At 39.7% G+C, this 15,309-nt stretch carries 10 protein-coding genes; 1 reads left to right on the top strand and 9 read right to left on the bottom strand.

The genetic code is table 11. The features are described from left to right. Window positions 1-233 precede the first annotated feature (233 nt). The 3 genes from EUBHAL_RS13610 to EUBHAL_RS13600 form a co-directional block, all read right to left on the bottom strand. A complete protein-coding gene (locus EUBHAL_RS13610) occupies window positions 234-3,401 on the bottom strand; it encodes a heavy metal translocating P-type ATPase (RefSeq protein WP_005351256.1) in 3,168 nt (1,055 codons plus the stop codon). 96 nt (window positions 3,402-3,497) lie between these two features. Beyond that, the gene (locus EUBHAL_RS13605; RefSeq protein WP_022169829.1) at window positions 3,498-3,857 is read right to left on the bottom strand and encodes an ArsR/SmtB family transcription factor; all 360 of its coding nucleotides are present in this window, start codon (window positions 3,855-3,857) and stop codon (window positions 3,498-3,500) included. Window positions 3,858-4,054: 197 nt separating this feature from the next. Next, a complete protein-coding gene (locus EUBHAL_RS13600) occupies window positions 4,055-5,038 on the bottom strand; it encodes an MBL fold metallo-hydrolase (protein WP_044923659.1) in 984 nt (327 codons plus the stop codon). Between the two features lie 359 nt (window positions 5,039-5,397). Between EUBHAL_RS13600 and EUBHAL_RS13595 the strand changes: the two genes are divergently transcribed. Further along, entirely contained in the window at window positions 5,398-6,474 is a 1,077-nt protein-coding gene (locus EUBHAL_RS13595; RefSeq protein ID WP_005351249.1) for a pyruvate kinase, read from the top strand. Window positions 6,475-6,701: 227 nt separating this feature from the next. Here the strand turns inward: EUBHAL_RS13595 and EUBHAL_RS13590 are convergent, their stop codons facing one another. From EUBHAL_RS13590 to EUBHAL_RS13565, 6 genes are all read right to left on the bottom strand, one after another. Next, on the bottom strand, window positions 6,702-8,966 hold the full coding sequence (locus EUBHAL_RS13590) for a DNA gyrase/topoisomerase IV subunit A (protein WP_005351247.1): 2,265 nt from the start codon (window positions 8,964-8,966) through the stop codon (window positions 6,702-6,704). A 140-nt stretch (window positions 8,967-9,106) separates the two neighbouring features. Next, entirely contained in the window at window positions 9,107-11,023 is a 1,917-nt protein-coding gene (locus EUBHAL_RS13585; protein WP_005351245.1) for a DNA gyrase/topoisomerase IV subunit B, read from the bottom strand. A gap of 41 nt (window positions 11,024-11,064) precedes the next feature. After that, window positions 11,065-11,736 carry a histidine phosphatase family protein gene (locus EUBHAL_RS13580; protein WP_005351243.1) on the bottom strand — a complete coding sequence of 224 codons (672 nt, stop codon included), beginning with the start codon at window positions 11,734-11,736 and terminating at the stop codon, window positions 11,065-11,067. Further along, the gene (locus EUBHAL_RS13575; protein WP_044923656.1) at window positions 11,733-13,136 is read right to left on the bottom strand and encodes a UDP-N-acetylmuramoyl-tripeptide--D-alanyl-D-alanine ligase; all 1,404 of its coding nucleotides are present in this window, start codon (window positions 13,134-13,136) and stop codon (window positions 11,733-11,735) included. Before EUBHAL_RS13575 ends, EUBHAL_RS13580 begins: the two co-directional genes overlap by 4 nt. Window positions 13,137-13,492: 356 nt before the next feature. Further along, window positions 13,493-14,731, bottom strand: a complete 1,239-nt coding sequence (locus EUBHAL_RS13570) for a 3-isopropylmalate dehydratase large subunit (protein ID WP_005351237.1) — start codon at window positions 14,729-14,731, stop codon at window positions 13,493-13,495. Window positions 14,732-14,740: 9 nt separating this feature from the next. Beyond that, the gene (locus tag EUBHAL_RS13565; protein WP_005351234.1) at window positions 14,741-15,232 is read right to left on the bottom strand and encodes a LeuD/DmdB family oxidoreductase small subunit; all 492 of its coding nucleotides are present in this window, start codon (window positions 15,230-15,232) and stop codon (window positions 14,741-14,743) included. Window positions 15,233-15,309 lie beyond the last annotated feature (77 nt).

Here is a 15,309-nt window from a genome sequence, read left to right as displayed (position 1 = left end):
TGGAATTGCTTTTTATTGTTGGAGGGATTTGAGGACGCTCCAGAAGGTTATAGCTTTCGTTATAACTGTTTTTTGAAGAATTGATTCGAATTACTTCTATCTCTCCTGACTTCTTCCCCAAATCTTTCCACAAATTTGCCCGGGCAGCCAGAAAACAGAAGTCCGAGAATCAAATCATCTATATTTGTGATTTGATTCTCAGACTTCGTCTGTTTACTCACCCCGGCAAATTCCTATTTTCTATGCAGGATTCTGATGGAGTTGAGCAGGCACAATACCGATACTCCTGTATCAGCAAATACCGCAATCCACATATTTGCGAATCCAAACAGACCCATAATCATAACGATGATCTTGATTGCAAGTGCAAATACAACGTTCTGCCATGAAATACTATTTGTCATTTTCGCAATGCTGATGGCTTCTGGGATGGCTTTCATTTCGGAGTTCATGAATACGACATCTGCTGCTTCGATTGCTGCGTCTGCGCCGCTTCCCATAGCTGCTCCAACATCAGCTCCGGCAAGTACCGGTGCATCGTTGATACCGTCTCCGACAAACATAACCGCTCCATGATTTTCTCTGATTTTCTTCAATTCAGATAATTTATCCTGTGGGAGCAGTTTTGCGTGTACTTCATCAATTCCGGTTTCTTTTGCTACAGCATCTGCACTTTCCTGTGCATCACCCGTAAGCATTGCTGTAATAATTCCCTGTTTCTTTACAGCGGCGATTGCATCTTTGGCATCGTCTTTTACAGTATCGGAAATGACGATATTTCCAACAAATTTGCCATTTAAGGCAACGAGTACTTCTGTACCAAAGTTTTCTTTCTGGTATACACTTAAGTCTACGTTCTGTGCATCCATAAGCTTTCTGTTACCACAGAGAACAACACCTCTGCTAAGTTCTGCACGAATACCATGTCCGGCGATTTCTTCTACTTTCGATGGTCTTTCGATAGAAAGTCCCTTTTCTTCAGCTGCTTCTACGATGCTATTTCCAATTGGATGTGTAGAAGACAATTCACAACTTGCACTGATTGCTAATAAATCATTGGCAGTCATTGCATTTCCTGCTGGATTGGCTTTCTGAACAACAAAGTTACCCTTTGTGATCGTTCCAGTCTTATCCATTACGATTGCTTTTACATTTTTCAGGCTTTCAATTGCAATTCCACCTTTGAAAAGGATACCTTTCTTAGAGCCTGCTCCGATTCCAGAGAAGAATGCCAGCGGTACACTTAATACTAACGCACATGGACAACTGATAACTAAGAATGTCAGCGCTGTGTAAATAGATGCGGTTCCGCTTGTTCCATGAATCGTATTTACTGTTCCTGTATAGGCACTGTCTACGAAGAAATGCCAGTTCAGGGAATCTGGTAAAATAAATGGAAGTACTACTGCTACAAATAATGCGAATAATACAACGAATGGTGTGTATACTCTTGCAAAACGAGTAATAAATTTATCAATGTTTGGTTTACTTGCCGCTGCATTTTCCACAGAGTCAAGAATTCTTGTTACCATAGATTCTTCAAGAATTTTTTCTACACGAATCTTTAACTGTCCAGATGTATTCACACATCCGGAAACGATGTTGTCCCCTGCCTTTGCCATAACAGGTACTGGCTCACCGGTAACTGGTGAAGTATCAATACGGCTCTCTCCATCAATGATAACACCATCTAATGGAATACGGTCACCCGGACGTACTAAAAGGATATCTCCTACATTTGCTTCTTCCGCATCAATAATACGGACATCATTTCCAATGACAAGATTAACAACTTCTGGTCTTAAGTCAACCGCTTCCATAATCTGAGTACGGCTCTGCTCGGTTGCTTTTTCTTCAAAATACTCACCGATACGATAGAAAAGCATTACGCCTACTGCTTCCGGGAATTCCTGAATACAGAACGCACCAATTGTTGCAATACACATAAGGAAGTTCTCATCAAATACCTGACCTTTCATGATATTCTTTCCAGCTGTGATTAATACCTTGCCGCCAAGAACTAAATAAGCAATCAGAAACAGGGCAAACATTGGAATGGTTGGTACATTTCCCACATGTTCAAGAATTTCACCAATGATGAAAATAACTGCTCCCACGCCGATGCTTACAAGAGGATTGTTAAAAGAGAACTTCTTCTCTCCTGCTTCTTCAGATTTTATCACTTTATTGTCTTTTGGAACAATTGTGATTCCATCTTCCATTGCATCAATTGTCTCTTTAATCATCGGAATCATCTGGTCTGGATTCTTAGCAGAAAGTTTCATCTGCTTCGTTGCATAAGTAATTGTCAGGTCATCCACACCATTTAATGTTCTTAACTTTGCTTCGATCTTTGCTGCACAGTTTGCACAGTCAAGACCTTCTAAAATATATACCTTTGTATTGGAAATGCCGCTTAGCTTCTTACGCTGTCTTGGAACAATTGTTACTCCATCTTCAATAGAATCTACAACTGCCTGCATCTTTGGAAGTAACTCTGCCTGATTATTTGCTGAAACTCGAAGCTGCTTTGTTGCAAATGCCACTGATGCGAATCCAACTTCCGGCATCTGACGAATCTTCGCCTCAATCTTTGCTGCACAATTCGCACAGTCGATTCCCTCTAAAATATATACTTTCTTCTCCAAATCTTCATCTGGCATATGACAGTTACATTTTGCAAGGCTCTCTCCACAAACATCACAATATTCTACATAGGAATTACACTGCTCACACTGACAGCCTTCCGGATGTCCTTCTACCTGATGATGGTCTACCTGAAAATGTGTGTGTGAACGAGTTGCCTGTGGTTTTGCCGGACCGTGATCGTGATGATGGTGATGATCATGATCGTGATGGTCGTGACCACATCCGCACTCTTCTCCATGTTCATGATGGTGATGATGATCATCATGGTCGTGGTGGTCATGGCCGCATCCGCACTCTTCTCCATGCTCATGATGGTGATGATGATGATCATGTTCCTCGTGGTCATGATCATGGTCGTGATGGTCATGGCCGCATCCACACTCTTCTCCATGCTCATGATGGTGATGATGATGCTCGTGTTCCTCGTGGTCATGATCATGGTCGTGGTGGTCATGGCCACATCCACACTCTTCTCCATGTTCATGGTGATGATGCTCATGATTGTGAGTTTCTGCTGCTTTACGTCTGCTGCGGGTTCTCTCAACAACTTCTACATCTGGTTCCATAGACTGAATTGTCTCTCTGATTTTTGGCAGAACCGCTTCCGGATCTTCTGCTGCAAATCGAAGCTGCTTGGTTGCAAATGTAACGGATACATCGCTAAGCTCCGGCAACTTACTAAGCTTTCTCTCAATCTTGGCTGCACAGTTTGCACAATCAAGGTTCTCAAGAATATATACTTTTCTCTGCATTGTGATACCTCTCTTTTTGATATTATAGAATTACCCCAGTACATGTTGAAAAACAACAAGTAATCTACACGCTCTAGAGCGTGTTTGAAACACTCTCTAGGAATCGGTATGTGTCATATGTATTAATGCTTCTTCCATAATATCTACAATATGCTGGTCATCCAGTGAATAAAAAACATTTTTTCCTTCCCGTCTTGCTCTTACCTGATGCATCTTACGCATTACGGCAAGCTGGTGGGAAACTGCAGACTTAGTCATGTCAAGGAAAACTGCAATATCACCGGCACACATCTCCTGCTCCTTTAGTGCATACAGAATCCGTATTCTTGTGTCATCTGCTAAAACTTTAAAAAAGGATACTACCTTATCAATCTCGCAGTCTTTCGGCATACTCTTCTGTACCTTTTCAATACTTTCAGGAAACATTGCCACACAATCGCTCTTTTTCGTTCCCATAACTTCCTCCTTCATCAAACAAATAATTGAATACTTGTTCAACTGTCCTTATTATAGTTGAACAAGTGCTCAATTGTCAATAGGTATTTTTAAATTTTTTCTACTTTTTCAGTATGATATAAATTTTAAATAAATTTCTATTGTAAATCACATGGTAACCCTTACTAAGTCAAAGAAACCTTTTTTCTGAAATTTTATTAAAACCTGATTACATTTCCTGTGCAGTTAAAAATAAATTTTTCTCCAAAGTTATTTTTTATTGTTTCTAAATTGTCCTCTCCCGTACAATGGGAAACGGCAATAAAATTTATATTCATTTCTTTTAAGTCATCTATTGTCTTTCTAAGCCGCTCTCCGTCAGCTTCCATCAAATGGGTTCCTCCGACAACTCCGCAAATCTTTTTACCACTTCTCTTTTCAATTGTTCTAAGAATATTCATAATGCCCGGATGAGAACATCCCACTATAACGACAATGCCTTGCTCGGTATCTAATGCTACGGCAATTTCGTCTGTGAAAGAATCCTTCGTATATTCAGATATTACTTTTTCTATTGCCGGCTTCACGCTCAATTCGTCAGAAGAACAATCGGTACTGTACGCAGTCATTCCTTCCTCTGTTCCAGAGTGTGTTTGAAAAAAGCTTTCTGCAAAGCAACCAGCAACAATTTCCTTGTCTTCTTTTTTTACAAAAAAACGAGGATTTAACTGTTCATATCCTACAATGCGCTCAAAGTTACGATATAATGTTACTCCCGGAAAAATCATTTGCATATCTTCTTTTACCTCACAAACGGTTATTCCTTTTTTCTCTAATTCTTCCTTGGAAAATGCAATCCCAATATCTTTCATCGTTCCATCGTTTTTCTCATAATATTTTCCCTGAAAAAAATCTTTTCCCACATATATTTTTCTGATTGTCTCTTCTTCTATGAGTCTTTTCACACCACCAGCATGATCATAATGGGCATGGCTAATTAATAATGCACTTAAATTTTCAAGAGAAATCCCCATTTTCGCTGCATTTTCATAAAATATTCCACTCTGCCCTGTGTCCATTAACAGGCAAACCTGTTCCTCTTGATTCTCACCTTCAATCAAAATAGCAAGACCATGCTCACACATATATCTTTCCTCTTTATCCACATGATTTTCAATCAACGTAGTCAGCTTCCATCTCATAAAAAGTTCCTCCATTCTCTATAAATCATGATACAATAGATTTAGATTTTTGAGAAGTTTTTTTAAAGTTAAGCTGTGACTATAGTAATTCCACAATTACTATAAAAAACCTATCATTATAAAATGCAATTACTACGCTATACAACTACACTATATCTCAATACTTTCCTCTTTTTTAAGTGTCCGTAGTGTAATATCCATTCAGTAATAACAGTTTATGAATAATGATTTGACAGTTCACAATAAAAGATGTACAAGGTAAACTGGCAAAATTATATTCAATAATACTTTTAGAAACCAAATGGATGAAGCAGTAGTTACATCTATAATTACAATAAATTATTTCTGGAGGTTTTATTATGAAACATTCTCTTCATTTATACGGAACTCTTGGTCCTGCCTGTGCCACAAAAGAAAAAATCCGCACAATGTTTTTATCTGGCATGACCGGAATGCGCCTTAATCTTTCCCACAGCAATCTTGATGACTGTAAAGACTGGCTGCAGCAATATTACGAAGTTTCCGAACGTCTGCACATCGTTCCTGAACTTCTTGTTGATTTACAGGGTCCTGAACTTCGCATCGGAACTCTGGATATTCCACTCTCCCTTTCCGAGAATGATCTTATTTTTCTTGTATCAGAAAAATCATTTGATAAAAGAAAAGAAAACTCCGCTATATTTTCACGAATCATAGCTGGAGAAGATGAACTTTCTATTATTCCATGTCCTGATATTCTTTTTTCTTATTTCGATGAAGGACAGGAAGTAAAATTAAACGATGGAAAAATTGTATTAGAATTATCGGCACCTTTAGAAGAAGATATTTTCTGTGCCAAAGTCAAAAAAGGCGGTGAACTGACTTCAAGAAAAAGTATTGCAATAAAGGATGTTACCGTTCCTCTGCCTGTACTCACTGAAACAGATAAACAAAATCTGAAATTACTCAGAAAATATCACGTTACCGGTGTTATGCTTCCTTTTGTAAGAAATGCTGATGATTTAATCACTCTCCGAAAGGAACTGTGTGCCGACGGTATGGATTATATACGCATCTTTGCAAAGATAGAGTCGTTAGAAGGTGTAGAAAATCTGCCTTCTCTCCTGCCTTTCTGTGATGAAATTGTTATAGCAAGAGGTGATCTCGGAAATGCCATTCCTCTGCCAAAACTTCCCGCCATCCAGAAACGAATCGCCATGACCTGTCTGCGTGCAAAGAAACCATTCATGGTCGTAACCCAGATGCTCGCCTCGATGGAGCAAAATCCTGTACCAACCAGAGCAGAAGTAACGGATATCTTTCAGGCAGTCTTAGATGGGGCTTCTTCTCTCATGTTAACGGGAGAAACTGCTGTTGGGGCTTATCCTGAAGAAGCGATAAAAATACTGGCACAAACAAGTGAGGAAGCCCTTCGCTTTAAGATAGCGAAATTCTGATTTGTGAGGCTGCGGAGCAGACGAACTCCTGAAGCTAAATAAATCCTGAATTTGCATGGGAGGCCAACAAACAGCTTCCAAAGAGAGCCGATACCCTGTATTTGTGGCCTCGGAGCAAAGGTTGGATGCGAGCGGTTAAGCGAACATTCAACCTGCAGCGACTAAAGTCACAAATACAGGGTATCGGCTCTCTTTGGAAGCGTCTCCTTTGCTGCGCAAATCAGGATTTATCTTCTTACTTTTACTCCCTTTCCATCTCTTCCCATGAGTCGTATTTTACTGAATACCAACTCTTTTTCTTTATAAATAATCGATGGGTTGTCTTCGTTTTCCACTCCGGTAAGATATACATGTTTTATATGATCATCTTCCTGAAGTTTCATGCCACGGATACCGATGGCTCCCTTTTTCTTTCTTGTGACTTCTTCTAATGGAAAACGTAGGAAGTATCCTTCTTCACTCTGCATGATAATCTGCGCATTTATGCTGCCTTCTTTCGCGGCAACGAGGCGTACTGCTGCCAGGATATCGCCTTCTGCGAGTTTAGTGGAAGCTACTGTTTTCTTTTGTACGATAAATTCTGCTCCATCAACAAGCTTTATCATAGATGAGGCTGTTACAAAGAGAAGGGAGGCTTCTTTTAATGTTCTATCTGGAACGATGAGAAGAATCTGTTCATTCCGGCTATCATAGTTTCCGATATTATCAAGAGGAGTTCCCTTATCTCGGAGCCGTCCTGACGGAATATCCTGTACTTTTATCTGATGCATCACACCAGTATCGGTGAATACACAGATCTTATCAGTATTCATACAGTGTACGATATGACGGTATTCCTTTAATACAGTTTCTTCATTTCTCTCATAAGTGTTTTTATCAAGAATCTTGGAGTAACCGAAACGATCCATAACAAATACAACTTCTTTTTCTTCGATTGGCAGCGCTTTTACAACAGCTGCTTTTGCGTTTGTAAGCTCTGTCTTTCTGTCAAAGCCGTAGTTCTTTTTAATTTTTTCCAAATCCTTTTTCATGACACGCTTCATGGAGGCTGGATGCTCTAAAATATCCTGATATTTGTCTATCTTTTTAAGAATTTCCGCATACTCTTCCTGTAATGCCATGATTTCAAGTCCGATGAGGCGGTACAGGCGCATTTCAAGAATGGCGGATGCCTGCTTTTCCGTGAAACAAAGTTTGGATGCTTCTTTTTTCGATTTCTGTGTTTTAAAAGTGATATTTTCTGTATCACCATTAATCAGGCAGGATTTGGCATCTTTTAAACTTTTACTTCCACGAAGAATCTCGATAATCAAGTCAATAATATCACAGGCTTTAATCAGACCTTCTTTAATTTCCTTTTGTTCTAATTCTTTTTTAAGAAGAGTCTCATACTTTCTCGTAAGTACTTCATAATGGAACTTTGTGTGGTGGCTGATTATATCCTTTAAACTTAAAAGTTCCGGCTTACCATTAGCGATGGCAAGCATATTTACTCCAAAAGTATCCTCTAGTCTCGTCTTCTTGTAGAGAAGGTTTTCTAAACGCTCTGCATCTGCATTTCTGCGAAGCTCTAATACGATACGGATTCCCTCTTTAGAGGATTCATTAGAAACATCAATGATATCACTTGTTGTTTTATTCTCAATTAAACTGACAACATCGGAAATAAACTTGCTGATATTAGCTCCAATCATTGTATATGGAATCTCTGTAATGACAAGCTTATCCCTCTCGGAGCGCTTCTTTGCTTTTTCAAAATGGACCTTTCCACGAAGCTTCATTTTCCCGCTTCCAGTCTCATAAATATTCTTTAATTCTTTCTGGTTTACTACGATTCCTCCTGTTGGGAAATCCGGCCCTTTCACATATTCCATCAACTCTTCTGTTGTAATTTCTGGATTATCCATGTAAGCTTTTACCCCATCCACAACTTCAGAAAGGTTGTGTGGAGGAATACTTGTAGTCATACCTACCGCAATTCCTTCTGCGCCGTTAATCAAAAGGTTCGGAATACGAACTGGAAGAACAACAGGCTCTTTTTCTGTCTCATCAAAGTTTGGCTGAAAGTCAACAACATTCTTATCCATATCTGCAAGATAGACATCCTGTGTGAACTTCTGAAGCTTTGCCTCCGTATAACGCATGGCCGCCGCTCCATCTCCCTCGATAGAGCCAAAGTTACCATGTCCATCAACTAAAGGCATTCCCTTTTTAAAATCCTGTTCCATTACGACTAACGCTTCATAAATCGAACTGTCACCGTGCGGGTGATATTTACCCATTGTATCTCCCACAATACGGGCAGATTTACGATGTGGCTTGTCTGCTGAAAGACCTAACTCCTGCATCGCATACAGTACTCTTCGCTGTACTGGTTTTAAACCATCCCGCACATCTGGTAACGCCCGCTGACAGATAACGCTCATCGCATAATCAATATAAGACTTCTGCATTACGTCAGAAAACTCTGTTTTTATAATCTGCTCAGACATTTCTTTCTCCGTTTCTCAATCTGTTTGTAACTATTCAGGTTTATTATACATTTTCAATAAATATATTTTAAAAAGCTATATAATAATCACTCTTTTCCGGTTACATCTATTCATAATTTTCTAAAATTATTATTCCTATTTTATAAATCTAAATCCGCATCCTGCGCGTGTGCATGAATAAATGCTCTTCTTGGTGGAACTTCGCTTCCCATCAGCATAGAAGTCACTTCTGAAGCCAATCTTCCATCTTCAATCTCGACCTGCTTTAAAATACGGGTTTCTGGATTCAGTGTTGTCTCCCAAAGCTGCTCGGCATCCATCTCACCAAGACCTTTAAATCGCTGTAAAGTAAAGTTACTCTTATGGTTCTTACGATAGTTCTCCAACGCTCTGTCATCATAAAGATATTCTTCCTTGCCTCGCTTAGGAATCGCTTTATAAAGCGGTGGTGTTGCCAGGTAAACGTGTCCCTGATGAATGAGATCTGGCATAAAGCGATAGAAAAATGTCAGCAACAATGTTGCAATATGGGCTCCATCGACATCGGCATCCGTCATGATTACGATTTTATTATATTTTAACTTGGAAATGTCAAAATCGTTGCCGTAACCTTCTGAAAATCCACAGCCAAAAGTATGAATCATCGTCTTAATCTCTGCATTTGCAAGGACTTTATCCATAGAAGCCTTCTCTACGTTAAGAATCTTTCCACGAATTGGAAGGATAGCCTGTGTACGGCGGTTTCTTGCCGTCTTTGCAGAACCACCCGCGGAATCTCCCTCCACGATAAAGACCTCACATTCTTCTGGATTACGACTCTCACAGTTTGCTAACTTTCCATTCGTATCAATGGAGAACTTAGACTTGGAAATGAGATTCGTTCTCGCTCTCTCTTCTGCCTTTCGAATCTTGGCAGACTTCTCTGCACAGGCAATGACCTTCTTTAATTCTTCAAGGTTTCTGTCATAATATAAAGGAAGTTCTTCACCGAGCACTTCACTGACAGCCTTACCTGCATCTGGATTATCAAGTTTTGTCTTTGTCTGTCCCTCAAATCTTGGGTCTTTATGCTTAATAGAAAGAACTGCTGTCATCCCGTTACGCACATCTGCTCCGGTAAAGTTCTTATCTTTTTCTTTTAAAATGCCAAGTTCTCTGGCATACTGGTTCATAACAGAAGTAAACTTTGTCTTAAAGCCAGTAATGTGGGTTCCGCCTTCCATTGTGCAGATATTGTTGCAGAATCCCATAATTGTCTCCTGGAATTCATCTACATACTGGAATGCAGCCTCTACCTCGATATCGTCTACTTTTTTCTTAAAATAAACAATCTCGCCAACTGCAGGCTTGCCTTTATTTAAATCTCTGACATACGCCTTTAGGCCTTCTTCTTCATGAAAAAGGACGGTTTCCTCTTCTCCCGGTCTTCTATTCTCAAAGGTAATAGATAATCCCGGATTCAGATAAGCAGTCTCATGTAATCTGCTCTTAATGGATTCCGCCTTAAAGTATGTCTTATCAAATATTTCTCCATCTGGTAAAAAAGTAACAGTTGTTCCTGTATCACCTTTTCTACAGGTACCGATTACTTCTAACGGGGCAACTGCTTTGCCTTTCTCGTACATCTGCTGGTATACCTTACCCTCAGAACGTACCTTAACTTCTAACCATACAGAAAGTGCATTAACAACAGAAGCACCTACACCATGAAGTCCTCCTGAAATCTTATACCCGCCTGTACCAAACTTGCCTCCGGCATGAAGCATGGTAAATACCATCTCCACCGCCGGAATGCCTGTCTTACTGTTAATTCCCGTAGGGATACCTCGTCCATTATCCTGAATCGTCGCTGTTCCGTCTTCATCAAGAATCACCTGAATATTACTGCAATATCCTGCTAAATGCTCATCTACTGCATTATCTACAATCTCGTAGATCAGATGATTCAGACCTCTGGTAGAAACACTTCCGATATACATTCCCGGACGCTTTCTTACCGCTTCAAGTCCCTCCAGAACCGCAATACTATTCGCATTATATGTTGTCTGCTGTTCCATAAATACCTCGCAAATTTACTTATAATCGCTTCTTTTCTAAACTATCTTGTCCGTCCCTTTTTATAAACAGGTATCTGTTGCTGCCAGTCAGGACAATCTACATCATAATATAATTTATTCTCATAAATCATATTTATTTCACCATTTTTATATTCAAATGCTGCAGAAGAGCAATTTCTTCCAAAAGGCGTCTTCCAGAACTCGCTGAGAGGGCGCTTTGTAAAATTAAGGATAAAACTTCTTACTACGCAGCCATGTGCCACAATAAGAATATTCTCTGCCTTTCCCTCTAGAGGAACAATCTCTTCCTGGAAAAATTCATCTGTTCTCTTTAATACATCCTGAAAATACTCTCCATACTTTGCAGGACGGAAATGTGCCGGATCAAGACGGAATCTCTGATAACGAACCATTGCCGGATTCGCCATTATTTTCCCGATGATCTTTCCTTCTGACGTTCCAAAACTCATCTCTTTTAAACGGTCATCACGGACAATCTCTATCGGGCGGTCTCTTCGAACAACCTGTGCTGTCTTGTAAGCCCTCTTTAACGGACTTGAAAAGATATGGTCAAAGGGAATATCCTTCATTCCTTCTGAGGTCATCTCTGCCTGCTCGATTCCCTTCGGAGCCAGGGGAATATCCACCTGTCCCTGAAGCTTACTTCTCTTATTCCACTTTGTCTCTCCGTGTCTCATTAAATATATCTTCATTTTAATACCTTCTTCTCATTCTGTAAAAAAGCTTCTGCAATCTCCTTTAACTTCATTCCGTTCGATGCTTTTAATAAAAGGACATCATCTGGATGTACATAAGTCAAAAGGTAATCCTTTAACGCATCTCTTGACTCAAAATGCTTCACAACGATTCTTTCGTTATTATCTTCAACACCTTTTAAAATCTCTTCGGAAAGTTCACCATAAGCAGCGACCTCATCCACCTGTGTTCCTGCAATAAACTTACCTACTTCATAGTGATATTCTCTCTCTTTTTCTCCAAGTTCAAGCATATCTGCCAACGCTGCGATTCTTCTTCCTTTCACACCTTCCATAGAGGAAAGAACGGAAACACTTGCCTTCATAGAATCCGGGCTTGCATTATATGTATCATCAATTAATGTGCAGCTCTTTAAGGTATGCATCTGCTGACGCTGTCCGTGGAAAGTAACAAGCGCTTTCGCAGCCGCTTTCATATCAAGTCCCATCTGATGAGCAACTCCAAGAGCAACTAATGCATTACGCACGTTATGTTCGCCCATTGTTCCGAGAACAACTTCCATATCTTTTACTACTTTCCCTTCTTTATAGAAGAAATGAAAAATGGTCTGTCCGTCTTTTACATGCACATTCTCTGCTCTGTAATCACAGGCTTTATCCATTCCATAGAAAAATGTCTTATGAGATAACTTACCGCGATATGGTGCAAGAAACTTGTCATCCCCATTAAGGAATACCATACCATCTTCTGGAAGTCCCTTCACAATATCCATCTTCTCAAGACAGATATTCTCCTGCGTCTTTAACTGTGCGATATGGCTTACACCAATCATTGTAACAACGGCTACATTCGGGCGAATCATATTCGTAAGCTTCTCAATCTGTCCTCTCTCACTCATGCCGATTTCAAGAACAGCAATTTCATCCTCTCTGGTCAAATGAGAAAGTGTTAAAGGAACACCAATCTGGCTGTTCTGGTTTCCAATTGTCTGAAAAACCTTCTTCTGAGAAGCCAATACCGTACTGATCATCTCTCTTGTTGTTGTCTTACCAACACTTCCTGTAACTGCAACAACAGGAAGATTCATACGATTTCTGTAGAAAGTCCCTACCTTCTGCATCGCTTCCACTGTATCTGCAACCTTAATCCATGGCTTATTCTCAAAACCCTCTAACGGTTCGTCATGTTCTGATGTAAAAGTCGCACCGTTAATCTTAAGAGCACCATCAATAAACTTGTGCGCATCTACTCTCTCTCCGATAATCGGAACAAAGATGCTATCTTCACTTCCAGAACGGGAATCAATTGAAAACTCCTTAATTACTTTATTCTCATCTCCACATAAAAGCTGTCCACTGCAAGCTTCTACGATATCTTTAATTGTTATATTCTCCATTACTATCTTCTCCTGATAATCATACTTATCCTTAAACGACTTTGGAATGTCCAGCGGACATTCCAACATAATATCTTACAGCAATCTCTAAATAGATGCAAGAAAATTCTCTTTTTCAAACATTTGTTCTGGTTCATTATATAACATGATAAGAAATTTGTCAAATCATATTAAATCCTAATTTGCCGCAGGCAAAAGAATAGAACTCAGGGAGATAAATAAAGCATATTTGCGGCCTCGAAGCAAGGTTTGGATGCAAGCGCCTAAGCGAATATTCAAACCGCCGCGACTAAAGTCACAAATATGCTTTAATTTATCTCCTCGAGTTCGTCTCCATTGCCTGCGGCAATCAGAATCTATTCCGGTATTGTAATTTTCCCATAAATTGCAGAAGTAGCTGCTGTCGCAGGGGATCCTAAATAAATGCCTACTTTAGATGTTCCCATACGTCCTAAGAAGTTACGGTTATTCGTAGCGAGTACCTTTTCTCCATCACAAAGGATTCCGCCAGAACGTCCACAGCACAGTCCGCAGCCTGGCTGTGTGATAATTGCTCCGGCTTTCGCTAATGTTTCCATATAACCTGCTTTTACTGCCTCAATATAAATCTTACGGCTTGCAGGTGTTACGATTGTACGGCAAGCTACTGTTTTTCCCTCTAGAATCTTAGCTGCTCTTGCTAAGTCTTCTAAACGGCCATTGGTACAAGAACCGATAAATACCTGATCAATCTCCGTTCCGACAAGTTCACTTACAGGATGAATATTATCTACCTGAGATGGACAGGCACAGACCGGCACAAGTTCTTCTGCCTGATAAGTCATCACACGGCAGTAAGATGCATCTTCATCTCCATAAAGCCAATCTACATCTTCGAGATTCACTTCTGAATACTCACAGGTTTTCTCATCTGGACGGAAGAGACAGCACTTCGCCCCAGCTTCAATGGCCATATTGGAAATAGTCATTCTGGATGCAACGCTCATTGCATCTACTGCAGAACCTGTAATTTCAAGTGCCTTATAAGTAGCTCCATCAGCACGAAGGTCACCGATCAGACGTAAAATAACATCTTTTGCTGTAACATTGGCCGGAAGAGTTCCATTAATCACTACTTTAATTGTTTCTGGTACACGAATCCACATCTCTCCTGTTCCAAGAATAGATGCCATCTCTGTATAACCAATACCAGAAGAAAAACAGCCAACACAACCATAAGTTGTTGTATGAGAATCTGTACCAAAAACAATATTACCTGGCTTTGCATAACCAGCTTCTGTCATAAGCTGATGACAGATACCGTCACGTCTATGTACATGTGTTAAACCATATTTATCTGCAAAGGCATCACCAATTTTAAAATGACGAACATCCTCTACTGCACTTGTAGGTACAAGATGGTCATAAATTAAAACAACCTTATCTGGATCCCAGAGTTTTGTAAATCCCATCTCTTCAAATTTATCTGCGACAAAAGGAATGAAAATATCATGAATCATTACTCTGTCAACATTTACAGTAACAATCTGACCTGGAGTTACTTTAGAAAGGCCAGTATTTTTTTCGATAATTTTTTCAATTAATGTACTTCCCATGACTGCCTCCTAAATAATTCCGTTACGTTTCTGCATTGCTTTTACAAGACCACCTGCATTGATAATATCCATCAGATTATCTGGCAGCGGATGAATCGGATATGTCTTTCCATCAAATTCTAAAGACTCTCCCATATTTACTGTGAGACTGTCTCCTTCTTTGATTACATCCTGAATATCACTATTCTCAATAAGTAAAAGTCCATTATTGATAGAGTTTCGGAAGAAAATACGGGCATAGGACTTCGCAATAACACACTTTACCTTTAATGCCTTAATAATTTCCGGTGCCTGTTCTCTGGAAGAACCACAACCAAAGTTCTTGCCGGCAACAATAATGTCACCTTCCTGAATCTGACTTGCAAGTTCCGGTCTTAATGGAGAAAATCCATACTGCTTCATATCTTCAACGGTAGGAAGTGCCAGATATTCTGTAGGAATAATGATATCGGTATCAATATCATCACCGAGCACCCATACCTTTCCGGTAAATTGTTCCATAATAATACCTCTTTCTGTTACATAAACACTATATATAATCTTATATCGATAGTTATAATAGGCATGCACCGTACTTA

Origin of the sequence: Anaerobutyricum hallii DSM 3353, assembly GCF_000173975.1 — a bacterium.
In the GTDB taxonomy this organism is placed as follows: domain Bacteria; phylum Bacillota; class Clostridia; order Lachnospirales; family Lachnospiraceae; genus Anaerobutyricum; species Anaerobutyricum hallii.
Note: the sequence above shows the minus strand (reverse complement) of the source record. Positions and strands in the feature narration are given on the sequence as shown.

What these genes read in the sequence shown, in the direction of transcription:
- EUBHAL_RS13570 (WP_005351237.1), bottom strand. Translation starts at nt 14,731, where the DNA reads ATGGGAAGTACATTAATTGAAAAAATTATCGAAAAAAATACTGGCCTT.
- EUBHAL_RS13585 (WP_005351245.1), bottom strand. Translation starts at nt 11,023, where the DNA reads ATGGAACAGCAGACAACATATAATGCGAATAGTATTGCGGTTCTGGAG.
- EUBHAL_RS13590 (WP_005351247.1), bottom strand. Translation starts at nt 8,966, where the DNA reads ATGTCTGAGCAGATTATAAAAACAGAGTTTTCTGACGTAATGCAGAAG.
- EUBHAL_RS13605 (WP_022169829.1), bottom strand. Translation starts at nt 3,857, where the DNA reads ATGGGAACGAAAAAGAGCGATTGTGTGGCAATGTTTCCTGAAAGTATT.
- EUBHAL_RS13600 (WP_044923659.1), bottom strand. Translation starts at nt 5,038, where the DNA reads ATGAGATGGAAGCTGACTACGTTGATTGAAAATCATGTGGATAAAGAG.
- EUBHAL_RS13565 (WP_005351234.1), bottom strand. Translation starts at nt 15,232, where the DNA reads ATGGAACAATTTACCGGAAAGGTATGGGTGCTCGGTGATGATATTGAT.
- EUBHAL_RS13580 (WP_005351243.1), bottom strand. Translation starts at nt 11,736, where the DNA reads ATGAAGATATATTTAATGAGACACGGAGAGACAAAGTGGAATAAGAGA.
- EUBHAL_RS13575 (WP_044923656.1), bottom strand. Translation starts at nt 13,136, where the DNA reads ATGGAGAATATAACAATTAAAGATATCGTAGAAGCTTGCAGTGGACAG.
- EUBHAL_RS13610 (WP_005351256.1), bottom strand. Translation starts at nt 3,401, where the DNA reads ATGCAGAGAAAAGTATATATTCTTGAGAACCTTGATTGTGCAAACTGT.
- EUBHAL_RS13595 (WP_005351249.1), top strand. Translation starts at nt 5,398, where the DNA reads ATGAAACATTCTCTTCATTTATACGGAACTCTTGGTCCTGCCTGTGCC.